The 20,442-nt window shown below is 67.3% G+C and carries 21 protein-coding genes; 14 read left to right on the top strand and 7 right to left on the bottom strand.

The features are described 5' to 3' along the window. The first annotated feature begins 8 nt into the window (after positions 1-8). The 13 genes from ACSX1D_RS14710 to ACSX1D_RS14650 all read left to right on the top strand — a co-directional run bounded on the left by ACSX1D_RS14710 (position 9) and on the right by ACSX1D_RS14650 (position 11,901). Positions 9-671 (top strand): OmpA family protein, encoded by a 663-nt coding sequence (locus ACSX1D_RS14710; RefSeq protein ID WP_439859211.1) that lies wholly within the window; start codon positions 9-11, stop codon positions 669-671. Between the two features lie 56 nt (positions 672-727). Next, positions 728-1,375: a pyridoxamine 5'-phosphate oxidase gene (pdxH, locus tag ACSX1D_RS14705; RefSeq protein ID WP_439859210.1), complete on the top strand. Its 648-nt coding sequence runs from the start codon at positions 728-730 to the stop codon at positions 1,373-1,375. Between the two features lie 75 nt (positions 1,376-1,450). Then, positions 1,451-2,593: a glycerate kinase gene (locus tag ACSX1D_RS14700; protein WP_439859209.1), complete on the top strand. Its 1,143-nt coding sequence runs from the start codon at positions 1,451-1,453 to the stop codon at positions 2,591-2,593. Between the two features lie 95 nt (positions 2,594-2,688). Then, positions 2,689-3,153: a hypothetical protein gene (locus ACSX1D_RS14695; RefSeq protein WP_439859208.1), complete on the top strand. Its 465-nt coding sequence runs from the start codon at positions 2,689-2,691 to the stop codon at positions 3,151-3,153. A 347-nt stretch (positions 3,154-3,500) separates the two neighbouring features. Further along, positions 3,501-6,293, top strand: coding sequence for a monovalent cation/H+ antiporter subunit A (locus ACSX1D_RS14690; RefSeq protein ID WP_439859207.1), 2,793 nt, complete (start codon positions 3,501-3,503; stop codon positions 6,291-6,293). A 1-nt stretch (position 6,294) separates the two neighbouring features. Continuing rightward, on the top strand, positions 6,295-6,624 hold the full coding sequence (locus ACSX1D_RS14685; RefSeq protein ID WP_439859206.1) for a Na+/H+ antiporter subunit C: 330 nt from the start codon (positions 6,295-6,297) through the stop codon (positions 6,622-6,624). Beyond that, a complete protein-coding gene (locus tag ACSX1D_RS14680; protein WP_439859205.1) occupies positions 6,621-8,126 on the top strand; it encodes a monovalent cation/H+ antiporter subunit D in 1,506 nt (501 codons plus the stop codon). Before ACSX1D_RS14685 ends, ACSX1D_RS14680 begins: the two co-directional genes overlap by 4 nt. Further along, a complete protein-coding gene (locus tag ACSX1D_RS14675; protein WP_439859204.1) occupies positions 8,123-8,626 on the top strand; it encodes a Na+/H+ antiporter subunit E in 504 nt (167 codons plus the stop codon). Before ACSX1D_RS14680 ends, ACSX1D_RS14675 begins: the two co-directional genes overlap by 4 nt. Beyond that, the gene (locus ACSX1D_RS14670; protein ID WP_439859203.1) at positions 8,611-8,880 is read left to right on the top strand and encodes a K+/H+ antiporter subunit F; all 270 of its coding nucleotides are present in this window, start codon (positions 8,611-8,613) and stop codon (positions 8,878-8,880) included. The genes ACSX1D_RS14675 and ACSX1D_RS14670 overlap by 16 nt, the downstream gene beginning before the upstream one ends. Positions 8,881-8,889: 9 nt before the next feature. Further along, positions 8,890-9,222: a Na+/H+ antiporter subunit G gene (locus tag ACSX1D_RS14665; RefSeq protein ID WP_439859202.1), complete on the top strand. Its 333-nt coding sequence runs from the start codon at positions 8,890-8,892 to the stop codon at positions 9,220-9,222. An 82-nt stretch (positions 9,223-9,304) separates the two neighbouring features. Beyond that, positions 9,305-10,210 (top strand): DMT family transporter, encoded by a 906-nt coding sequence (locus ACSX1D_RS14660; protein WP_439859201.1) that lies wholly within the window; start codon positions 9,305-9,307, stop codon positions 10,208-10,210. Positions 10,211-10,220: 10 nt separating this feature from the next. Continuing rightward, positions 10,221-11,315 (top strand): PLP-dependent cysteine synthase family protein, encoded by a 1,095-nt coding sequence (locus tag ACSX1D_RS14655; RefSeq protein WP_439859200.1) that lies wholly within the window; start codon positions 10,221-10,223, stop codon positions 11,313-11,315. Between the two features lie 52 nt (positions 11,316-11,367). Next, a complete protein-coding gene (locus ACSX1D_RS14650) occupies positions 11,368-11,901 on the top strand; it encodes a GNAT family N-acetyltransferase (RefSeq protein WP_439859199.1) in 534 nt (177 codons plus the stop codon). A gap of 257 nt (positions 11,902-12,158) precedes the next feature. Here ACSX1D_RS14650 and ACSX1D_RS14645 read toward each other — a convergent pair whose 3' ends face one another. The 3 genes from ACSX1D_RS14645 to ACSX1D_RS14635 all read right to left on the bottom strand — a co-directional run bounded on the left by ACSX1D_RS14645 (position 12,159) and on the right by ACSX1D_RS14635 (position 16,057). Continuing rightward, a complete protein-coding gene (locus ACSX1D_RS14645; RefSeq protein ID WP_439859198.1) occupies positions 12,159-13,766 on the bottom strand; it encodes an NAD(P)/FAD-dependent oxidoreductase in 1,608 nt (535 codons plus the stop codon). A gap of 531 nt (positions 13,767-14,297) precedes the next feature. After that, positions 14,298-15,296 (bottom strand): type I glyceraldehyde-3-phosphate dehydrogenase, encoded by a 999-nt coding sequence (gene gap, locus ACSX1D_RS14640; RefSeq protein ID WP_439859197.1) that lies wholly within the window; start codon positions 15,294-15,296, stop codon positions 14,298-14,300. 89 nt (positions 15,297-15,385) lie between these two features. Further along, positions 15,386-16,057, bottom strand: coding sequence for a COG3650 family protein (locus ACSX1D_RS14635; protein ID WP_439859196.1), 672 nt, complete (start codon positions 16,055-16,057; stop codon positions 15,386-15,388). 66 nt (positions 16,058-16,123) lie between these two features. Between ACSX1D_RS14635 and ACSX1D_RS14630 the strand changes: the two genes are divergently transcribed. Continuing rightward, positions 16,124-16,516, top strand: a complete 393-nt coding sequence (locus tag ACSX1D_RS14630) for a DUF488 domain-containing protein (protein WP_439859195.1) — start codon at positions 16,124-16,126, stop codon at positions 16,514-16,516. Here the strand turns inward: ACSX1D_RS14630 and ACSX1D_RS14625 are convergent, their stop codons facing one another. From ACSX1D_RS14625 to ACSX1D_RS14610, 4 genes are all read right to left on the bottom strand, one after another. Then, the gene (locus ACSX1D_RS14625) at positions 16,517-17,305 is read right to left on the bottom strand and encodes a hypothetical protein (RefSeq protein WP_439859194.1); all 789 of its coding nucleotides are present in this window, start codon (positions 17,303-17,305) and stop codon (positions 16,517-16,519) included. It abuts the gene before it with no gap. A gap of 112 nt (positions 17,306-17,417) precedes the next feature. After that, positions 17,418-18,029, bottom strand: coding sequence for a LysE family translocator (locus ACSX1D_RS14620; protein WP_439859193.1), 612 nt, complete (start codon positions 18,027-18,029; stop codon positions 17,418-17,420). A gap of 234 nt (positions 18,030-18,263) precedes the next feature. Continuing rightward, positions 18,264-19,595: an OprD family porin gene (locus ACSX1D_RS14615; protein ID WP_439859192.1), complete on the bottom strand. Its 1,332-nt coding sequence runs from the start codon at positions 19,593-19,595 to the stop codon at positions 18,264-18,266. A 277-nt stretch (positions 19,596-19,872) separates the two neighbouring features. Beyond that, positions 19,873-20,442 (bottom strand): PadR family transcriptional regulator, encoded by a 570-nt coding sequence (locus ACSX1D_RS14610; protein WP_439859191.1) that lies wholly within the window; start codon positions 20,440-20,442, stop codon positions 19,873-19,875.

Below are 20,442 nucleotides of genomic sequence, written 5' to 3'. Positions count from 1 at the left end.
GATCTATGATGTTTGCCAATAAGACTCTCGCGCTCGCCCTCTGTCTGCTGGTCGCCGGCTGTGCCGGCTCCGAGAAAAAGCCGCAGGCCGAACCTGTCGCCAAACCCGCACCACAGGTCAGCCAGGCCTGGCTGGATAACTACGAGGCGCAGTTGCGCGTGGCGATCCAGGGCAGCCATTTCGAGCTGGAGCGCCGCGACAACCTGCTGGTGGTGACCGCGCCGGTGCTCGGTTCCTTCAATCCCGACCGTCCGCATATGCTGCTTCCCGTTACGCTGGGGCCGATCAGCCGGGTGGCCAAGCTGGTGGAGCCCGACAAGAACATCGCCGTGCTGGTGCTGGGTCACGCCGACAGCAGTGGCGCCGCGACGCTCAATCGCGAGCTCAGCCATGAGCGGGCGCGGGCGATTACCGCGATCTTCCGCCTCAGCGGCCTCAAGCAGGATCGTCTGCTGGTCAAGGGCCTCGGCTCGGACTCGCCGCGTGCCGGCAACGACAGCGCGGAAGGCCGGGCGCGCAATCGTCGAGTGGAGATCATGCTGACACCGCAAAGCACCCTGAATGCGCTGTACGCCCAGTACAGTCAGCCGGCGCCGGCTGTGGTTCCGGCGGTTGCCCAGGCCAAGAAGGCCTCCGTGGCCAAGGCCAAGCAGGTGGTTGCAGCGGAGTGAGCCAACCGGGCCGGGGCCGGTTATGCTAGTCGCTCTCAGTCATAGAGGGCTTTGCCATGACCCAGACCCTGGCCGACATGCGCCGCGACTACACCCGTGACGGCCTCTGCGAGGAGCGCGCGCCGGACGAGCCGCTGGCGCTGTTCCAGCAGTGGTTCGCCGATGCGGTGGAGACCGAGCAGCTGCCTGTCGAGCCCAATGTCATGACCCTGGCGACCGTCGATGCCGAGGGTCGTCCGCACTGTCGCGTGGTCCTGCTCAAGGGGCTGGATGCGCGCGGTTTCTCCTTCTTCAGCAACTATGAGAGCGCCAAGGGCCAGCAGCTGGCGGCCCGGCCATTCGCCGCGATGACGTTCTTCTGGCCGACCCTGGAGCGCCAGGTGCGCATCGAGGGGCGGGTCGAGCGGGTCACGCCCCAGGAGTCCGATGCCTATTTCCAGGTGCGCCCGCTGGGCAGCCGCCTGGGCGCCTGGGCCTCGCCCCAGAGTCGGGTGATCGCCGATCGCGCCGAGCTGGAAGGGTTGCTGGCGCAGACCGAACAGCGCTTTCTCGACCAGGCCCCGGATTGCCCGCCGCACTGGGGCGGCTATCGCCTGCTGCCCGAGCGCATCGAATTCTGGCAGGGGCGGGCCAGTCGCCTGCACGACCGCCTCAACTACCGCCTGCAGGATGGCGCCTGGCTGCGCGAGCGCCTGGCCCCCTGACGTTGCGAGCGGCGCCGCGCCGACCGCTGGGCGGCGATGGGCGGCCGACGCCGTACGATCCCAATAAGGAACTCCATGAAAATCGTCATAGCCCCCGACTCGTTCAAGGAGAGCCTGAGCGCGCCTGAGGTGGCGGCGGCCATCGCCCGCGGCTGGGCGGCGGTGTTTCCCCAGGCCGAGCTGTGCCTGCGGCCCATGGCCGATGGCGGCGAGGGCACGGTGGATGCGCTGCTGGCGGCCTGCGGCGGCGAGCGCCGCGAGCTAGAGGTGTGCGGCCCCCTGGGAGCGCCGGTGAAGGCCCACTGGGGCTGGCTGGCGGGCAATACCGCGGTGCTGGAGATGGCCGCCGCCAGCGGCCTGCACTGGGTGCCGCGGGACTGCCGCGATGCCACCCGCACTAGCAGTCATGGAACCGGCGAGCTGATTCGCGCGGCGCTGGACGCCGGCGCCCAGCGGATCATTCTCGGCCTCGGCGGCAGCGCCACCAACGATGCTGGGGCCGGCTTGTTGCAGGCCCTGGGCGCGCGTTTGCTCGACGCCGCCGGCCAGGAGCTGGCGCCCGGCGGCGCGGCCCTGGCGGATCTGGAACGCCTCGACCTGAGCGGTCTGGACCCGCGCCTGTCCTCGGTGCAGGTGGAGATCGCCGCGGATGTCGACAACCCCCTGTGTGGCCCGCGTGGCGCGTCCGCTGTGTTCGGGCCGCAGAAGGGCGCCAGTGCCGCCCAGGTGGCGCAGCTGGACGCAGCACTCGGACATTTCGCCGAGGTGGTGGCCGCCGCCCTGGGCGAAGATTTCAGCGATTTTCCCGGCGTCGGCGCCGCCGGTGGCCTGGGTTTTGCCGCCAAGGCCCTGTTTGGCGCGCGCTTTCGCTCCGGAATCGAGCAGGTCGCCGAGCTTTCCGGCCTGGCCGAGGCACTGGCCGGCGCCGACCTGCTGATTACCGGTGAGGGGCGCCTGGATGCCCAGAGCCTGCATGGCAAGACGCCGGTCGGCGTGGCGCGCCTGGCGCAAGCCGCCGGCGTGCCGGTGATCGCCCTGGCCGGCAGCCTCGGCGAAGGCTACCAGCGCATGTACCAGGTCGGCATTGGGGCGGCCTTCAGCCTGGCACCGGGGCCGATCAGCCTGGAGCAGGCCTGCGCCAGCGCGGCGGCGGAACTGGAGGCGCGCGCCTGCGATATCGCCCGGGTCTGGCACATGGCGCAACAGCTTGGGTCTTAGGTTCCGAGGCTGATTTCGGCTATTGTTGCGCTACAGCAGTGACAGTGCCCGAAATGGCGCGGTCTAATGCCCTGAAAGCTATTGGAGGAATCGTTATGCGTAAACCCACTTTGCTCGTTGCCTCGTTTACTGCGATGGCCCTGGCACTGGGCGGTTGCGCGTCCAGCCTGACCGGTGACACCTATTCCCGTGCCGAAGCGCGCACGGTACAGACCGTACGCATGGGGACCATCGAGTCGTTGCGTCCGGTGAAGATCGAAGGCACCAAGACGCCGATCGGCGCGGGTGCCGGTGCGGTGGTCGGTGGCGTGGCCGGTAGCGGCGTCGGCGGCGGTCGCGGCAGCGCCGTGGCGGCGGTGGTCGGTGCAGTGGCCGGTGGCCTGCTCGGCGCTGCGGCGGAGGAAGGCCTGACCCGTACCCAGGGCGTGGAGATCACCGTGCGCGAAGACGATGGCACCATGCGCGCCTACGTACAGCAGGTCGAGCCGAACCAGATCTTCCGCGTCGGCGAGCGGGTGCGGATTCTCAGCGTCAACGGCACCAGTCGCGTCGCCCATTGAGCGTATCTCGAGCCGGGTCAGCGCAAGCTGATCCGGCTTTTTCTTGCGTGCTCGCCGCTATCCCAGGGCGTGGCAGGCGTCGATCCGGGGCCCGGCTAGAGTCTGTAGACGCCTGAGGGACAGCTTTTAGTAATACTTCTATTCATGAATCTCTACCGATAGCTATGGATAATCGGCAAAATATCCTGCGCAGACAAAGGCTTAAATCCGGCGGCCGGCGTGAGCCTGAAACATGAGGGAGGACGATCGAGGTGGACGCGCGTCAGCGTGACGCCGCCGGATCGTCTGTGGGGAGCTGACTGCCGGCCATGATGAGTCCGGCGGGCTTGCATAAGGGGTTTTAGTTTATGGCGCTTGCGCTGATAGTCGCCTTGCCATTTCTCGGGGTGTTGCTGCCCCTGTTCGCCGAGCGCCTGGGCCGCTCGGCCTGTGCCGTGGCGACCGGGGTCGCGCCGCTGCTGGCGCTCGTGCTGCTGCTCAACCAGCGTTCGGCGGTGTTCGCCGGCGAGGTGATGCGGGCCCGGCTGGAGTGGTTGCCGGAGCTGGGGGTGAGCCTCAGCCTGCGCCTGGACGGCCTGGGTTTCCTGTTCGCCCTGCTGATCCTCGGCATCGGCTTGCTGGTCATCCTCTACGCCCGCTACTACCTGTCGAAAGAAGAACCGATGGGGCGCTTCTTCGCCTTCCTGCTGCTGTTCATGGGCGCCATGCTCGGCGTGGTGCTGTCGGAAAACCTGCTGCTGATGCTGATGTTCTGGGAGCTCACCAGCCTGTCGTCGTTCCTGCTGATCGGTTTCTGGAGCGCCCGCTCGGACGCGCGCAAGGGTGCGCGCATGGCACTGGCGATCACCGGCGGCGGTGGCCTGGCGCTGCTCGCCGGGATCCTGCTGATCGGTCACATCGCCGGCAGCTTCGAGCTGTCGCGGGTCCTGGCCAGCGGCTACGCGATCCGCGCCCACGAGCTCTATCCCGTGGCGCTGGTGCTGGTGCTGCTCGGTGTGTTCACCAAGTCGGCGCAGTTTCCCTTCCACTTCTGGCTGCCCCATGCCATGGCGGCGCCCACCCCGGTATCGGCCTACCTGCACTCGGCGACCATGGTCAAGGCCGGGGTCTTCCTGCTGGCGCGCCTGTACCCGGCGCTGGCCGGCACGGAGTGGTGGTTCTACCTGGTCACCATCACCGGCCTGGCGACGTTCCTGGTGGGCGCCGCCATGGCCCTGTTCCAGCATGACCTGAAGGGCCTGCTGGCCTACTCGACCATCAGCCACCTGGGCCTGATCACCTTGCTGTTCGGCGTGGACACCCGCCTGGCGGCGGTGGCGGCGGTGTTCCACATCATCAACCACGCCACCTTCAAGGCCTCGCTGTTCATGGCCGCGGGGATCATCGACCACGAGACCGGCAGTCGCGACATGCGGCGGATCAACGGCATGTGGAAGTACATGCCGCACACCGCGATGCTGGCCATGGTGGCGGCCTCGGCGATGGCCGGGGTGCCGTTGCTCAACGGCTTCCTGAGCAAGGAGATGTTCTTCAGCGAGACCCTCAACCTGCACATGCTCGGCAGTTTCGACTGGCTGATTCCGGCGGTGGCGACGCTCGGCGGGATGTTCTCCGTGGCCTACTCGCTGCGCTTCATCCATGACGTGTTCTTCAACGGCGAGCCGGTCAACCTGCCGAAATACCCGCCCCATGAGCCGCCGCGCTACATGAAGGTGCCGGTGGAGGTGCTGGTGTTCCTCTGCCTGCTGGTCGGCATCCTGCCGGCCTACACCGTGGCCCCGCTGCTCGCCGCCGCCGCTTCGGCCAGCCTCGGTGGCGAGCTGCCGGAATACAGCCTGGCGATCTGGCACGGTTTCAACCTGCCGCTGCTGATGAGCTTCATCGCCCTGTTCGGCGGCCTCCTCATCTATGCCTGCCGCCAGCCGCTGTTCCGCTGGTACGCCGGGTTGCCGAGCATGGACGCCAGCCTGCTGTTCGAGCGCGGCGTGCGGCTGATGGTGGAGTGCTGCGCAGTCGTCACCGGGCGCCTGGAGAGCGGTTCGCTGCAGCGCTACCTGGCCTTGTTGCTCGGCGCCGCCCTGGTGGTGGTGACCCTGGGCCTGGCGCCGTTGCCGCAGGTCACCGGTTCGGTGCCCATGACCCCGATCGATGGCTTCAGCGCACTGGGCATGGGCATTCTCGCGTTGGCGGCGCTGGTCACCGTGATCTTCCATCGCCAGCGCCTGGTGTCGCTGCTGATGCTCAGCGTGGTCGGGCTGATGGTGGCCCTGGCCTTCGCCCGGTATTCGGCGCCTGACCTGGCCCTGACCCAGCTGTCGGTGGAGGTGGTGACCATCGTCCTGCTGATGCTGGCGCTGTTCTTCCTGCCGGCGGAGACCCGTGGCGAATCGAGCAGCATGCGCGGCCTGCGCGACTTCGTCCTGGCGGTGGGCAGCGGGGTGATGGTGGCGATGCTGGTGTTCGCCGTGCTGACCCGCCCCTATGACAGCATCGCCGGCTTCTTCCTGGCCAACAGCCTGTCCGGCGGTGGCGGCAGCAACGTGGTCAACGTCATCCTGGTGGACTTCCGTGGCTTCGATACCTTGGGCGAGATCACCGTGCTGGCGATCGCCGGGGTGGGCATCTACGCCATGCTCGACGGCCTGCGCCTGATCCAGCCGCGGGTCGACTATGCCGGCCGCAGCTGGGCCCGCGACCGTCACCCGCTGATCCTCGCCACCCTGTCGCGGGTGTTGCTGCCGATGGCCCTGCTGATCTCGGTGTTCATCTTCCTGCGCGGCCACAACCTGCCGGGCGGCGGTTTCATCGCCGGGTTGATCACCGCCGTGGCGCTGATCCTGCAGTACGTCGCCAACGGCGTGCAGTGGACCCAGTCGCGCCTGCCGCTCAACTATCACCGCATGGCCGGAGCCGGGGTGCTCCTGGCCGGGCTCACCGGTCTCGGCAGCTGGGTCTTCGGCAAGCCGTTCCTGACCTCGGCCTTCGGCCACTGGGCGATCCCGCTGATCGGCGAGATCGAGCTGGCCAGCGCCATGCTGTTCGACCTGGGCGTGTACCTGACGGTAGTCGGGGCGACCCTGCTGATTCTCGCCAACCTGGGCAAGCTGACCCAGGAAAAAGCTGCACAAGAGGTACTCTGAGATGGAAGCTTTGTTCGCCGGAACCCTCGGCATCCTCACCGCCAGCGGCGTCTACCTGCTGTTGCGGGCCCGCAGCTTTCCGGTGGTGATGGGGCTGACGCTGATCTCCTACGCGGTCAACCTGTTCCTGTTCGCCATGGGCCGTCTGCAGAGCGGCGCGAGCACGGTGATCGGCAAGGGCAGCCAGTACGTCGACCCCTTGCCGCAGGCGCTGGTGCTCACCGCCATCGTCATCGGCTTTGCCATGACCGCCTTCGTCGTGGTGCTGGCGCTGCGCAGTGTCGGTGAGTCGCAGAGCGACCACGTCGACGGTCGGGAGCCCGCCCGATGAACCATGCGTTGATCCTGCCGGTGCTGCTGCCGATGTTCGTCGGCAGCCTGCTGCTGTTCGGCGCGCGCCTGAGCATGCCGGCCAAGCGCGCGCTGTCCATGACATCGACCGTGCTGCTGGTGCTGGTGAGTTTCCTGCTGTTGCAGCAGGCCGATCAGGGTGGCTTGCAGCTGTATGCCCTGGGTGGCTGGCAGCCGCCGTTCGGCATCGTCCTGCTGCTCGATCGCCTCAGCGCGCTGCTGCTGATGGTGACCGCGGTGCTGGCGCTGTTCGCCCTGCTCTATGCGGTGCGCGGCGATGATCAGCGCGGGCGCAACTTCCACGCGCTGTTCCAGTTCCAGTTGATGGGGATCAACGGCGCCTTCCTCACCGGCGACCTGTTCAACCTGTTCGTGTTCTTCGAGATCCTGCTGATCGCCTCCTACTCGCTGCTGCTGCACGGCGGCGGGCCGGAGCGGGTGCGCGCCGGGCTGCACTACGTGATCCTCAACCTGGTGGGCTCCTCGTTGTTCCTGATCGCGGTCGGCGTGCTGTACGGCATCACCGGCACCCTGAACATGGCCGACATGGCCAAGCGGGTGGCGGCGGCCAGTGTCGACCAGGCGCCGTTGCTGGGCGCCGCCGGCCTGCTGCTGCTGGTGGTGTTCGGCCTCAAGGCGGCCTTCCTGCCATTGTATTTCTGGCTGCCCAGGGCCTACGCCTCGGCCTCGGCGCCGGTGGCGGCGCTGTTCGCGATCATGACCAAGGTCGGCCTGTATTCGATCCTGCGGGTGTTCACGCTGGTCTTCGGCGACGAGGCCGGCAGCCTGGCCAACATGGCCCAGGACTGGCTCTGGCCGCTGGCGCTGCTGACCATCGCCTGCGGCGTAATTGGCGCCCTGGCGGCCAGCAGCCTGCACGGCCTGCTGGCCTATCTGGTGGTCGTCTCGGTCGGCACCCTGCTGGCCGGCATCGCCCTGGGCACGCCCCAGGCCCAGTCCGCGGCGCTGTTCTACCTGGTCCACAGCACCTGGATCTCCGGCGGCCTGTTCCTGGTCGCCGACCTGATCGCGCGGCAGCGCGGGCGCAAGCACACCAAGCTGGTGCAGGGCCCGCAGTTGCAGAACCCGCATCTGCTCGGCGCCCTGTTCTTCGTCGGCGCCATCGCCGTGGCCGGCCTGCCGCCGCTGTCCGGGTTCTTCGGCAAGTTGCTGTTGCTGCGCTCGGTGGAGCCGGGCGTGCAGGCGGCGCTGCTCTGGTCGGTGGTGCTGGTCGGCGGCCTGGCCACGCTGATCGGCCTGAGTCGCGCCGGCAGCACGCTGTTCTGGCGGGTCGGGCAGAGCCAGCTGGACAGCGCCGAACTGGACTACGGTCGCTTGCTCGCCTGCACCGGCCTGCTGGCCCTCAGCCCGCTGTTGGCCGGCCTGGCCGCGCCGCTGCTGGAGTATGCCCAGGCTACGGTCAGCCAGCTGCATGACCTGCCGCTCTACCATCAGGCCGTGCTCGGCGGAGGTGCCCGATGAAGACCTATCGCTGGTTGCCCCAGCCGCTGCTGAGCCTGTCCCTGCTGCTGGTGTGGCTCATGCTGGTCAACGACCTGGGCTTCGGCCACTGGTTGCTCGGCGGCCTGCTCGGCTGGCTGATCCCCCTGGTCAGCCAGGTGTTCTGGATCAATCCGCCGCGCCTGCAGAAGCCGCTGAAACTGTGCTTCTTCCTGCTGCGGGTGCTGGGCGACATCGTGGTCGCCAACCTGCAGGTGGCGAAGCTGATCCTCGGCCCGACCGCCCGGCTGCGCCCGGCCTTCGTCGAGATACCGGTGCGCCTGGAGGACGAGCTGGCCCTGACCATGCTCGCCAGCGTGATTTCCCTGACCCCCGGTACGGTGTCCGCCGACCTCAGCGACGACCGCCGGACCCTGCTGGTGCACAGCCTGGATGTGGCCGACGAGGCCGCCATGGTGCGTGAGATCAAGGCGCGCTATGAGGCGCCGTTGCTGGAGGTATTCCCATGCTCGACTACGTGATCCCGGTCTGCCTGGCGATCATGGGCCTGGCGTTGCTGCTGACCCTGGCGCGGCTGATCAAGGGCCCGGACATGCCGGACCGCATCCTCGCCCTGGACACCCTGTACATCAACGCCATCGCCTTGCTGGTGCTGTTCGGCGTCTGGCTGGGGTCCAAGCTGTATTTCGAGGCGGCCCTGCTGATCGCGGTGATGGGCTTCGTCGGCACCGTGGCGGTGGCCAAGTACCTGCTGCGCGGCGATATCATCGAATAAGGAGCCCTGATGAACATCTGGATCGAGGCGCTGGTCGCCATCTCACTGTTGCTCGGCAGCCTGTTCGCCCTGGTCGGCGCCATCGGCCTGTACCGCCTGCCGGACTTCTTCATGCGCCTGCACGGGCCGACCAAGTCCACCACCCTGGGTGTCGGCGGCATGGTCGTCGCCTCGCTGATCTACTTCGGCAGCAGCGCCGAGGGCATCAGCCTGCACGAGCTGCTGATCACCCTGTTCCTGTTCATCACCGCGCCGGTCAGCGCCCATATGCTGGCCAAGGCCGCGCTGCAGCAGAAGGTGCGCCTGAGCGACAAGACCCACGGCAAGCCTTGGGAGCAGTAGCCGCGCACAGTTCGCGCGCCTGACTGTATCTGTGCACGCCGCGCCTGCCTCTCTAGACTCGGCGTTTTGCAGGGAGTAGGCGATGAGCGGGCAGGGCAGGGCAACGGCGGTGTTGTGTCTGGTAGTGGCGATGGCGCTGTGGGGCAGCTCCTTCATCGCCCTGAAGCTGGCCTTCGCCGAGCTGCCGCCGCTGTGGGTGATCTTCGCCCGCATGGCCCTCGGCAGCCTGGTGTTCCTCCTCGCCTGGCGCTGGCGCGGGCGTCTGTTGTACCGCGCCGGCGACTGGAAATACCTGCTCGGCCTGGCTGCCTGCGAACCTTGCCTGTACTTCATCTTCGAGGCCCTGGCGCTGCAGAACACCAGCGCTTCCCAGGCCGGCATGATCACCGCGCTGCTGCCCCTGCTGGTGGCCATGGGTGCCTTTGTTTTCCTGCGCGAGCGCACCAGCCGCACCACCCTGGCCGGCTTCCTCCTGGCGATGGCCGGCGCGGTCTGGCTGAGCCTGGCCGGTGGCGCCGACGCCCATGCGCCGAACCCGCTGCTGGGCAATTTCTACGAGCTGCTCGCCATGCTCTGCGCCACCGGCTACACGCTGCTGCTCAAGCACCTGTCGGCGCGCTACTCGGCCTTTATCCTCACCGCCATGCAGGCCTTTATCGGCGCGCTGTTCTTCCTGCCGCTGGCGGCGCTGCAGGCGCCCATGCCGCTGAGCATCAGCCCCCTGGGCATCGGTGCCTTGCTCTACCTCGGCGTGGTGGTGACGGTGGGGGCCTATGGTCTGTACAACTACGGGGTCAGCCACCTGCCGGCCAGCCAGGCGTCGGGCTTCGTCAACCTGATCCCGGTGTTCACCCTGGTGTTCGCCATGTTGCTGCTCGGCGAGCGCCTGAACCCCGAACAGCTGCTGGCCGCCGCCCTGGTGTTCGTCGGCGTGGCCTTGAGCCAGTGGCGCAGCGCGCCGCCGGTGCCGGCCGGGGTCCTGGACTGAGGAGATGAACATGAGCGAGCCACGGCAGTGGACCCGCGAGGCGATCCGCATCATCGAGGCGGATTTCCAGCGCAGCGCCGACACCCATCTGATTCCTCTGGAGCTGCCGGGTCTGCCCGGCGTCGAGCTGTACTTCAAGGACGAATCCAGCCATCCCACCGGCAGCCTCAAGCACCGCCTGGCCCGCTCGCTGTTCCTCTATGCCCTGTGCAACGGCTGGCTCAAGCCCGGCGCCCCGGTGATCGAGGCCTCCAGCGGTTCCACGGCGATTTCCGAGGCCTACTTCGCGCGCATGCTCGGCCTGCCCTTTATCGCCGTAATGCCGGCCAGCACCTCCAGGGAGAAGATCGCCCAGATCGCCTTCTATGGCGGCCAGAGCCATCTGGTCGAGGACCCCACGCAGATCTACGCCGAGTCCGAGCGCCTGGCCCGCGAGAGCGGCGGCCACTTCATGGACCAGTTCACCTACGCCGAGCGCGCCACCGACTGGCGCGCCAACAACAACATCGCCGAGTCGATCTACCAGCAGCTGCAGCGCGAGCATCATCCCGAGCCGGCCTGGCTGGTCTCCAGCCCCGGTACTGGAGGCACCCTGGCCACCCTGGGGCGCTATGTGCGCTACCGCCAGCACCGCACCCGGGTACTGTGTGCCGATGCCGAGCGCTCGGTGTTCTTCGACTACTACCGCAGCGGCGATGCCAGCCTGACCCTCGCCAGCGGCTCGCGCATCGAGGGCATCGGCCGGCCGCGGGTCGAGGCCTCCTTCCTGCCCGCGGTGATCGACGCCATGTGCAAGGTGCCCGACGCCCTGTCCCTGGCCGCCATGCACTACCTGGCGCAGCGTCTGGGCCGGCGGGTCGGCGGCTCCAGCGGCACCAACCTGATCGGCGCGCTGCTGGTGGCCCGGCGCATGGTCGCGGTCGGCGAATCCGGTTCGGTGGTGGCGATCCTCTGCGACAGTGGCGAACGCTACGCCACCAGCTATTACGACGATGCCTGGCTGCACGCCCAGGGTTTCCAGCTGGCGCCGCTGATCGAGGCGGTGGCCGCCTGCGTCGAGCGCGGCGAGGCGCTGCCGGGTGATCTGCCCACTGCCGGGTTATAACGCGTGCCCGGATGCAGTTCGGGCTACCAATCAGTCAGCGCCGGAGGATGAGATGAACGAAATAAAGATGCGCCGGGCCGTTGCCAGCGATATTTCCGGCATGACCGAGTTGATCCTCAGCCACGGCCCCAATCCCTGGAACCACCTGCCCGAGGCCGAGGTGCGCGCGCACCTGCTGGCCATCGAAGACGGCTCGGTGCAGGCCGTGCTGGCCGAAGGCGACAGCGGCAGCGAGCCCCTAGGCTTCGTCAGCTACCGCCTGTGCCACGATTTCCAGCGCTACCAGCCGGCCGAGCGCCGCGAACAGCGGCATGCCTACATCTGCGAAGCGGTGGTGCATGGCGCCGCGGCCGGCCAGGGTCTCGGCGCGCGCCTGCTCAGCGAGGCGGTGCAGCAACTGGCGGGGCAGGGAGTACAGGACATCTACATCGACCGCCACGAGGAGAACGCCGCCTCGGCCGGGATGATGCGCAAGGCCGGCTTCCTTGAGCTGGCCACCTTCGCCGACCCGGCGCGCCGGCCCAATGGTTCGGGGCGCACCACGGTCTGCTGTCTGCGTCTGGCTGACCGCGCCGCCAAGCGGTGAGCGGCGTCACCCTGTGCAATTCGGCTCTTGAGCTGGCCTGGAGCCATACCCAGTCAGGAGGCAGGTTGCGCACTTGTTTGCCGCGCTTCTATCCATACTCCACTGAAGAAAGGGGGCAGATCTATTGTCGCCCCGACCGGCTGATGCGTTAGGCTCGCCGAATTTCTAGCCCAATAAAAAAAGCCCATCAAACGATGGGCCTTTTCGTTTCGGTACAGCGCGCAACCTACAGGCTGCGGCCGACTGCGCCGAGCGCATCAGCCGCCAAGCATCTCCTTCGCCACCGCTTCGGCCACGCGAATGCCGTCCACCCCGGCCGAGAGAATGCCGCCGGCATAGCCGGCGCCTTCGCCGGCCGGGAACAGGCCCTTGACGTTGAGGCTCTGCAGGTTCTCGCCGCGAGTGATGCGCAGGGGCGAGGAGGTGCGGGTCTCGATGCCGGTGAGCACGGCGTCGGCCAGGGCGAAGCCCTTGATCTGCTTGTCGAAGGCCGGCAGCGCCTCGCGGATGGCCTCGATGGCGAAATCCGGCAGCGAGGGCGCCAGGTCGCCCAGCTTGACCCCGGGCTTGTAGGAGGGCTCGACGCTGCCCCATTCGGTCGAAGGCCGCCCGGCGATGAAGTCGCCGACCAGTTGGCCCGGTGCCTCGTAGGTGCTGCCGCCGAGGATGTAGGCGTGGGACTCCAGGCGCTCCTGCAGTTCGACGCCGGCCAGGGGGCCGCCCGGGTAGTCCTGCTCCGGGGTGATGCCAACGACGATGCCAGCGTTGGCATTGCGCTCGTTGCGCGAGTACTGGCTCATGCCGTTGGTCACCACCCGGTTCGGCTCGGAGGTGGCGGCGACCACGGTGCCGCCCGGGCACATGCAGAAGCTGTACACCGAGCGGCCGTTGCTGGCGTGGTGCACCAGCTTGTAGTCGGCGGCGCCGAGCTTGGGGTGGCCGGCGTACTTGCCCAGGCGGGCGCGATCGATCAGCGACTGCGGGTGCTCGATGCGGAAACCTACCGAGAAGGGCTTGGCCTCCATGAACACCTCGCGGGCGTGGAGCATGCGGAAGGTGTCGCGCGAGCTGTGGCCGAGGGCGAGGATCACGTGGCGGCTGCTAATCTGCTCGCCGCTTTCCAGCTCCACGCCGAGCAGCTGGCCGTCTTCAATCAGCACGTCGCTGACCCGCTGCAGGAAGCGCACTTCGCCGCCCAGGGCCTTGATCTCCTCGCGCATGGTGGCGACCACGCCGGTGAGGCGGAAGGTGCCGATGTGCGGCTTGCTGACGTAGAGGATCTCCTCCGGCGCGCCGGCCTTGACGAACTCCTGCAGCACCTTGCGTCCCAGGTGCTTGGGGTCCTTGATCTGGCTGTACAGCTTGCCGTCGGAGAAGGTGCCGGCGCCGCCCTCGCCGAACTGCACGTTGGATTCGGGGTTGAGCACGTTCTTGCGCCACAGGCCCCAGGTGTCCTTGGTGCGCTGGCGCACTTCCTTGCCGCGCTCGAGCACGATGGGCCGCAGGCCGGCCTGGGCCAGGATCAGCGCGGCGAAGATGCCGCAGGGGCCGAAGCCGACCACGATCGGGCGCTCTTCCAGCGGCTGGCTGGCCTGGCCGACCGGCTTGTAGCTGGTATCCGGAGCGGGGCCGATGTGCTTGTCGTCGCGGAATCTGGCCAGCAGGGCCGCCTCGTCACGTACGTTGAAGTCGATGGTGTAGATGAACTGCAGTTCGCTGGACTTCTTGCGCGCATCGTAGCTGCGCTTGAACAGGGTGAAGTCGAGCAGCTGCTCGTCGGCGATGCCCAGGCGCTGGAGCAGGGCCGGGCGCAGGGCTTCTTCGGGGTGGTCGAGGGGCAGTTTCAGTTCGGTGATGCGCAGCATGGGGCAATCCAGGATCAGGGCCGGAGGCAACCCGGCAACTTTGGGGAGGCGGCGATTATACCCGCGATTGCCGAACAGCCGGTGACGCGGCCGTCGCCGCAGTGCCCGGCGCTTGCGCGCGATTCTGGCTCATTGCTGGCGGTGCGCAGGGCGCACCCTACGGGCGGGGTTTGCATTGGATCGGTGGTAGGTCGCGTAGGCGGTGGGTGTGGTGCGCTCGTTGGTGCGCGCCATCGCCGGTCGGCAGCCGAGTAGGGTGCGCCGCGCGCACCGGTTGCGTAGGCGAGGTGGTGCGCATGGCGCAGCCTACGGGGCGGGGTTTGTGTTGGGTCGGCGGCAGGTCGCGTAGGCGGTGGGTGTCGGCGCGCTCGTTGGTGCACGTCATCGCCGGTCGGCAGCCGAGTAAGGTGCGCCGCGCGCACCGGTTGCGGAGGCGAGGCGGTGCGCATGGCGCACCCTACGGGGCGGGGTTTGCATTGGATCGGTGGTAGGTCGCGGAGGCGAGATGGTGCACATGGTGCAGCAAGCGGGTCAGGGTTTGAGCCAGGCCAGCAGTACGTCGAGCATGCGGTTGGCGAAGGCCCATTCGTTGTCGTACCAGGCCAGCACCTTGACCAGCTCGCCCTGGACCCGGGTGTGGTTGAGGTCGACCACGCAGGACACCGGGTAGGTGCGGAAGTCGCTGGATACCAGCGGCAGCTCGTTGCATTCCATCACCCCGGCCGGCAACTGCGCCGCGCCCTGTTGCAGCGCGGCGTTGATCGCCTCGCGACTGGCCGGGCGTTCGGCGCTGAAGGTCAGGTCGAGCAGGGATACCGTGGCCGTCGGCACCCGCACCGAGAGGCCGTCCAGGCGCCCGTCCAGTTCGGGCAGCACCAGGCCGATGGTCTTGGCCGCGCCGGTGCTGGTGGGGATCATCGACAGCGCGGCGGCGCGGGCGCGATAGAGGTCGCGATGGGGTTTGTCGAGCAGGTTCTGGTCGTTGGTGTAGGCGTGCACGGTGTTGATCAGGCCCTGGCGGATGCCCACGGCCTGGTGCAGGACCATGGCCAGGGGCGCCAGGCAGTTGGTGGTGCAGGAGGCGTTGGAGACGATCTGCTGGCTGCCGAGCAATTGCTGGTTGACGCCATAGACCACGCTCAGGTCGGCGCTTTCCAGCGGGTGGGAGAGCAGCACCCGCGGCGCGCCGGCAGTCAGGTGCTGCTCGACCTGGGCGCGCTGCTTGAAGTGCCCGGAACACTCCAGCACCAGGTCGACGCCGAGGCGGTCCCAGGGCAGCTCTACTGCCTCGCGCTCGCGCAGCAGGTGGATCGCCTGGCCGTTCACCTGCATCAGCCCGTCCTGCAGGCTGACGGTCCCGGGAAAGCGGCCGAAGGTCGAGTCGAAGGCGGTCAGGTGTACCAGGGCGGGGTGGTCACCGAGGTCGTTGATCGCCACCAGGTGAATCTTCTGCTCCAGCTTGCGCTCGAACAGGGCGCGCAGCACCGCGCGCCCGATGCGTCCGTATCCGTTGATCGCCACTCGCAACATAGCCGCCTCCTGTCTGCCGTATAGCCTTCAGCTTAGGAGAGGGTGGCGGAGCTGCCGCGCCAATCTGTGTGACGGTGTAACCGGCCGCCTCAGTCGCTGCGCGCGCCGCCGTAGTAGCCACAGCCACGCAGGACCTCGTCGTTCAGGCGCAGTTCGGCGCTCAGGTGCTGCACCGCGCCGCTCTTGGGATCGGCGCAGCGCTGCGGTGCGACCCACAGCTCCAGGCGCTGGCCGTTGGCCTCGCTGGTGAGGTTCAGGCGCCCCTCCGGCAGGCGTTCCTCCAGGTAGGGCAGGGCCAGGGGCGGCTGGCCCTGGCGCTCGAGCACCAGGCCACGGCCACCGACCGTCACGCTCCAGCCGGGCTCCTGGCCGCTGGCATGCAGGGTGGTGCGCTTGAAGTTGGGATCGTCGCAGCCCGGGCCCTGATAGTGTAGGCGGTAGACCCGCTGCAGGTTCAGCTGGCCGTCGACCCCGACCTGCTGGCTCGCCGCCAGGCTGCCGCGCACATCGGCGAACAAGGCCTCGCTGCTGCCGGCCAGCTGCTCGGTGGCTTCGGCCTCGATGTCGGTGGCGCCGGCATCCTCGATGACGAAGCGCCGCTGCTCCCGGCAGGGGGTGAACAGCAGTTGTCCGGCCTGCAGGCTCAGCTGGCCCTGCAAGCGGGTCTGTTCGGCTACGGTGTCGGAGGGTTGCTCGGTGAATACCTGGCAACTGGCGAACAGCGGCAACAGGGCAAACAATAGGGTGCGGCTAGCGGGCATCGGGGCTCTCCTGGCGGGAGCGGCCACGTTACCCAGGCCTCCGGACGATCACAAGGGTGCGCGCGGATGATCCAGTGCAAGCGGGTCTATGAGGCGGTCGATGCGGCGGATGGCCGGCGGGTGCTGGTCGATCGCCTGTGGCCGCGCGGTTGCCGCAAGGCGGCGCTGCAGCTGCACGGCTGGCTGCGCGAGGTGGCGCCGTCCGCCGAGCTGCGCAAACGGTTCCACCAGCAGCGGCTGGCGTTCGCCGAGTTTCGCGAGGCCTATCGGCGCGAGCTGGCCGGCCATCCCGAGCATTGGCAGGGGCTGCTGGAGTTCGCCGGGCAGGGCACCCTGACCCTGCTGTTCACCGCCGCCGACAGCGCGCACAACAACGCCCGGGTGTTGGCGGAGTTTCTCGAGGAGGAGCTGGATCGCCGCGGCGATGCCAGCTCACCGGTGTGCTACGCCGACCGCTGATCAGCGTCCGGCGTCGCGCAGCTCCTGCATGATGCCCTGGTCCACCTGGATCAGGCCGCGCATGGGGCGGTCCAGGTCGATGATGATGAACACGATCATGGAGATGAGGAAGGACACCAGCACGGTGGGCGCGACGATGCGCTTGCCGCTCAGGCCGCTGGAGTAGCCGAGGATGCCGACCGAGGCGATGAACACGATGAACAGCAATAGCAGGACCACCTCGGGGACGTGCATCTGCAGCAGGGCGTGGCGTTTGCCCTGGTTGTCGATCATTTCATTCAGGGCGGCGACGAAGGCCCCGGTGGTCACCGGCCGTGGGTCCTCGTTGGTGGCCTGCACCGCCAGGTCCCAGAGCTGCCCCTGCAGCTGCTTGACCTGCTGGTTGTAGCGGTTGCGTTCGGCGTGCTGGGTCAGGTTGATCTCACCGAGGGTGATGCGCAGCTCGATGTACTGGCGCAGCATCTCGGTCATCCGTTCCTGGCGCGGCGCGGGCAGCAGCTGGACCCGCAGCACCGTGGTGCCGATGGCGTTGGCTTCCTCGATCAGCGCCTGGTTGCGGTCGTCGTAGCGCTGCATGGACATGCTGAAGGTGAAGCCCAGCAGCAGGGCCAGCAGGCCGAGGATGCTCGCCTGTACCGAGCCGGTCAGCTCCTTGATCTCGACATCGGTGCGGTTCTGCACGTAGCGGCCGAGGCGAAAGCCGAACTCGTTGAACAGGATGATCAGGACGAACAGCACGGCGGTGATGGCGAAGCTGTTGTAGCTGTAGAGCAGCTCTTGCTGGTACATGAAGGGGCTCGGGTCGGAAGGTCAGGAAGCGGATCGTGCATGGCGCCGCGCAGCCGGGCTCGGGCGCATCGCGGCCACGCATGGCCGCGACTGGCTGTGGCGGGTTAGCGGGTCAGCGGGTCAGCGGCAGCGCCGCTCCCATGGCGGCGAACAGTCCGCCACAGCAGCGGTTGAAGCCGCGGCCGCTGCGTTGCAGCCAGGGCCGCACGCGGTGCGCCGTGCGGGCCAGCAGGTACTCCACCAGGCCTTCGACTACGGCGAAGGTCATGGCCATCACCGCGAACTGCAGCAGCAGGTCGCCATTAGGATCGAGGAACTGCGGCAGGAAGGCGCCGAAGAACAGGATCACCTTGGGGTTGGACAGCGCCGACAGCAGCCCTTGGCGCAGCAGGCTCGCGCCGGACTTGGTTACGGCCTGGGTCGGTGCATCGAGCTGCAGCGCCGGGGCGCGCCAGAGCTGGAAGCCGAGCCAGACCAGGTAGGCGCCGCCGATCCACTTGAGGATGACCAGGGCGTTGGCCGAGGCTTGCAGCAGGGCGCCGATGCCGAACATCGACAGGGCCATTAGCAGGGCGAAGCCGCCGACCCCGCCGGCCACCGTCCACAGCGTCTTCCTGTGTCCGTACAGCGCGCCATGGGTCAGCGCCAGCAGGCCATTGGGGCCGGGGGTCAGGGCCAGGCCGATGACGGCGGTGAGGTAGAGCAGCCAGGTGTGCAGGGCCATGGATCGGCTCCGTCGAAGTGGGGCATAGGGATGAGGTGTCGCGCTCTTTGTATGCTGGCGGCCGTGGCCGGTCAAGTGAGCCGCGCTACGGGGGGGGGCAAGGGTAACTCGGGCCGAAGGCCCCGCGCGGGCATCGACTGTGCGGTACGGGCACTGGAAAGCCGGATTGCATCGCGGCAACCCGGCCTGTTGGTTGGTGCAACCGCTAGCCGTCAGGCCGATGCGGCGGCTGTTTCAGAGCACGCTCAGCGGGTATTCGACGATAAAGCGTACCTCGTCGACGTCGCCGTCGATCTGGTTCGCCGAGCCTCGGTGGGTCGCCTGGCGGACGCGGAAGGACAGGTCCTTGGCGGCGCCGTCCTGCACCACATACTTGGCTTCCAGGTCGCGCTCCCAGTGTTTCTCGTTGTTGGCTGCGGCGTTGAAGAAGCCGCTGAGCGGATCGGCGTCCGTGCTGTCGATGTTGTCGCCGCGGATATAGCGCGCCATCAGGGTCAGACCCGGAACACCGTAATCGGCCATGTTCAGGTCATAGCGCAGTTGCCAGGACTCCTCGCGGGGGGCGTTGAAGTCCGAGTACTGCACCGAGTTGGCCAGGTAGATGGCGTTGAAGCCGATGTAGTCGAAGCCGTCGTTGCCATTGACCTTCTGGAAGCCCAATGTCAGCGCATGGGCGCCCATGGCGTACTGCGTGGCCAGCGACCAGGTGGTGTTCTCGATGGCGCCGGCCAGGGCCTTGCCCTCATCGAGGGTGCGGTAGATGTTGAAGTCGAAGTTCAGCGAACGCATGTCGCCGAGCGGCAGGGTGTAGTTGGCGTTGCCGTAGTAACGGCGCCAGGTGTCTTCTACTTCCGAGGCGAACAAGCTCAGGTTCAAGGTGTCGGTGGCGGTGAAAGTGCCGCCGGCCCAGTCCGCCGTGTTGCCGACATTGCCGGCGTATTGAATCTGCAGACCACCGTCGGAGTTGGTGCTGCCGAACTCGTTCATCGCGGTGATATGGCCGGCGTCGATATTCAGCGATTCGATTTCATCGCTGTTGAGGAAGATCCCCGTTGCGGTCTGCGGCAGCAGCCGTGCATCGCCGGTTGCCACCATCGGGTTCTCGACCCGCTTCTCACCCACTTTCAGGGTGGTGTTGGACAGGCGCATTTTGACTACGCCGCCCACCTCGCTGTAGTCATCGCTGGGCCTGCCGTCGCTGCCGACCGGCAACAAGGCGGTGCCGGTGCGGCCACCACCGCTGTCGAGTTTTATCCCCAGGTGGCCATAGGCGTCCACGCCGAAACCGACGGTGCCCTGGGTAAAGCCGGACTCGTACACAGCCATGATTCCGTGCGCCGCTTCCTCTCGATAGCCGTTCTCGCGACCCGGTTTGGCGCCATTGGTGCCGGCACTATTGAACCCGCCATTCCGGAAGTCGCGGTTGAAGTAGAAAGTTCGGTTGAGAATATTGAAGGTGCTTTCTTCGATAAAGCCTTTTGCTTCGCTTTGTTGGCTGGCAGCGGCCATTTGCAAGGTGGCCGCTGAAACGGCTAGCGCCACGACACTGAGGGTGATGGTGCGCATTGGAACTTCCTCTTGATGGACACGGAGGTTGTTGTTCGATTTGCCAATGCCAGCACTTGCGGGCTGACCCTTAGAGCGTAGCGTTCGAAAGTAAGGCGACAAGTTTGTCCGATAAGTGGATGTTTTTGGGTGGGTTAGTTGGTGGGTGTATGACTGTTAAGTTTTAACTTTTCCCCAAATATAAAGTGATATTACTTTGCCAGTTCTGATGAGCTGGTACTGGCTCCAGTCGCATCAACTTAGCTGTTAAATGACGGACCCACTTCGGTCTTTATGGCTAGTTGCCGACTGGTTTCTCGCTCGACTGACCGACCCGCGCCACCAGTTCCGCCTCGACTTCGTCGGCCCAGGCCAGCCAGGCCCGTTCGCCGAGGATGCCGCGGCGCAGGGTCAGGTAGGGCAGGCGCTGGCGGGCCTGCTCCGCGGCATCGAGTTGCCGGTACTGGCGCTCGATTTCCAGCAGGCTGTCGAGGGTGGCCTGGTGGGTGGCCCGGTGGCGGGCCATCTCCGCGCGCAACTCAGCCGGCTCGGCCAGGGCGCCGGCGAACAGCTTGACCAGCAGGGCGTCGTTGATCTTGTTCGGCGCCGCCGGCTCGGCCAGCCAGCGCTTGAGCTCGGCGCGCCCCGCGGGGCTGATGGCATAGACCTTCTTGTCCGGCTTGTCGGCCTGGGCCTGCTCGCTGCACAGCAACCAGCCCTCGTCGTTGAGTCGGCGCAGCTCCTGGTAGACCTGCTGGTGCTTGGCGTTCCAGAAGTAGCCGAGCGACTCCTTGAAGTGGCGGACGATGTCGTAACCGCTGGCCGGTTCGGTTTCCAGCAGGGTGAGGATGGCGTGGCGCAGGGACAT

It is taken from the genome of Pseudomonas sp. MBLB4136, assembly GCF_051904765.1.
Lineage (GTDB): Bacteria > Pseudomonadota > Gammaproteobacteria > Pseudomonadales > Pseudomonadaceae > Aquipseudomonas.
The sequence above is the reverse complement of the archived record's forward strand: the minus strand, read 5'-3'. Positions and strand labels throughout refer to the sequence as shown.

Coding starts and splice junctions, on each gene's coding strand:
- ACSX1D_RS14710 (WP_439859211.1), top strand. CDS start 9: ATGTTTGCCAATAAGACTCTCGCGCTCGCCCTCTGTCTGCTGGTCGCC.
- pdxH (WP_439859210.1), top strand. CDS start 728: ATGACCCAGACCCTGGCCGACATGCGCCGCGACTACACCCGTGACGGC.
- ACSX1D_RS14700 (WP_439859209.1), top strand. CDS start 1,451: ATGAAAATCGTCATAGCCCCCGACTCGTTCAAGGAGAGCCTGAGCGCG.
- ACSX1D_RS14695 (WP_439859208.1), top strand. CDS start 2,689: ATGCGTAAACCCACTTTGCTCGTTGCCTCGTTTACTGCGATGGCCCTG.
- ACSX1D_RS14690 (WP_439859207.1), top strand. CDS start 3,501: ATGGCGCTTGCGCTGATAGTCGCCTTGCCATTTCTCGGGGTGTTGCTG.
- ACSX1D_RS14685 (WP_439859206.1), top strand. CDS start 6,295: ATGGAAGCTTTGTTCGCCGGAACCCTCGGCATCCTCACCGCCAGCGGC.
- ACSX1D_RS14680 (WP_439859205.1), top strand. CDS start 6,621: ATGAACCATGCGTTGATCCTGCCGGTGCTGCTGCCGATGTTCGTCGGC.
- ACSX1D_RS14675 (WP_439859204.1), top strand. CDS start 8,123: ATGAAGACCTATCGCTGGTTGCCCCAGCCGCTGCTGAGCCTGTCCCTG.
- ACSX1D_RS14670 (WP_439859203.1), top strand. CDS start 8,611: ATGCTCGACTACGTGATCCCGGTCTGCCTGGCGATCATGGGCCTGGCG.
- ACSX1D_RS14665 (WP_439859202.1), top strand. CDS start 8,890: ATGAACATCTGGATCGAGGCGCTGGTCGCCATCTCACTGTTGCTCGGC.
- ACSX1D_RS14660 (WP_439859201.1), top strand. CDS start 9,305: ATGAGCGGGCAGGGCAGGGCAACGGCGGTGTTGTGTCTGGTAGTGGCG.
- ACSX1D_RS14655 (WP_439859200.1), top strand. CDS start 10,221: ATGAGCGAGCCACGGCAGTGGACCCGCGAGGCGATCCGCATCATCGAG.
- ACSX1D_RS14650 (WP_439859199.1), top strand. CDS start 11,368: ATGAACGAAATAAAGATGCGCCGGGCCGTTGCCAGCGATATTTCCGGC.
- ACSX1D_RS14645 (WP_439859198.1), bottom strand. CDS start 13,766: ATGCTGCGCATCACCGAACTGAAACTGCCCCTCGACCACCCCGAAGAA.
- gap (WP_439859197.1), bottom strand. CDS start 15,296: ATGTTGCGAGTGGCGATCAACGGATACGGACGCATCGGGCGCGCGGTG.
- ACSX1D_RS14635 (WP_439859196.1), bottom strand. CDS start 16,057: ATGCCCGCTAGCCGCACCCTATTGTTTGCCCTGTTGCCGCTGTTCGCC.
- ACSX1D_RS14630 (WP_439859195.1), top strand. CDS start 16,124: ATGATCCAGTGCAAGCGGGTCTATGAGGCGGTCGATGCGGCGGATGGC.
- ACSX1D_RS14625 (WP_439859194.1), bottom strand. CDS start 17,305: ATGTACCAGCAAGAGCTGCTCTACAGCTACAACAGCTTCGCCATCACC.
- ACSX1D_RS14620 (WP_439859193.1), bottom strand. CDS start 18,029: ATGGCCCTGCACACCTGGCTGCTCTACCTCACCGCCGTCATCGGCCTG.
- ACSX1D_RS14615 (WP_439859192.1), bottom strand. CDS start 19,595: ATGCGCACCATCACCCTCAGTGTCGTGGCGCTAGCCGTTTCAGCGGCC.
- ACSX1D_RS14610 (WP_439859191.1), bottom strand. CDS start 20,442: ATGTCCCTGCGCCACGCCATCCTCACCCTGCTGGAAACCGAACCGGCC.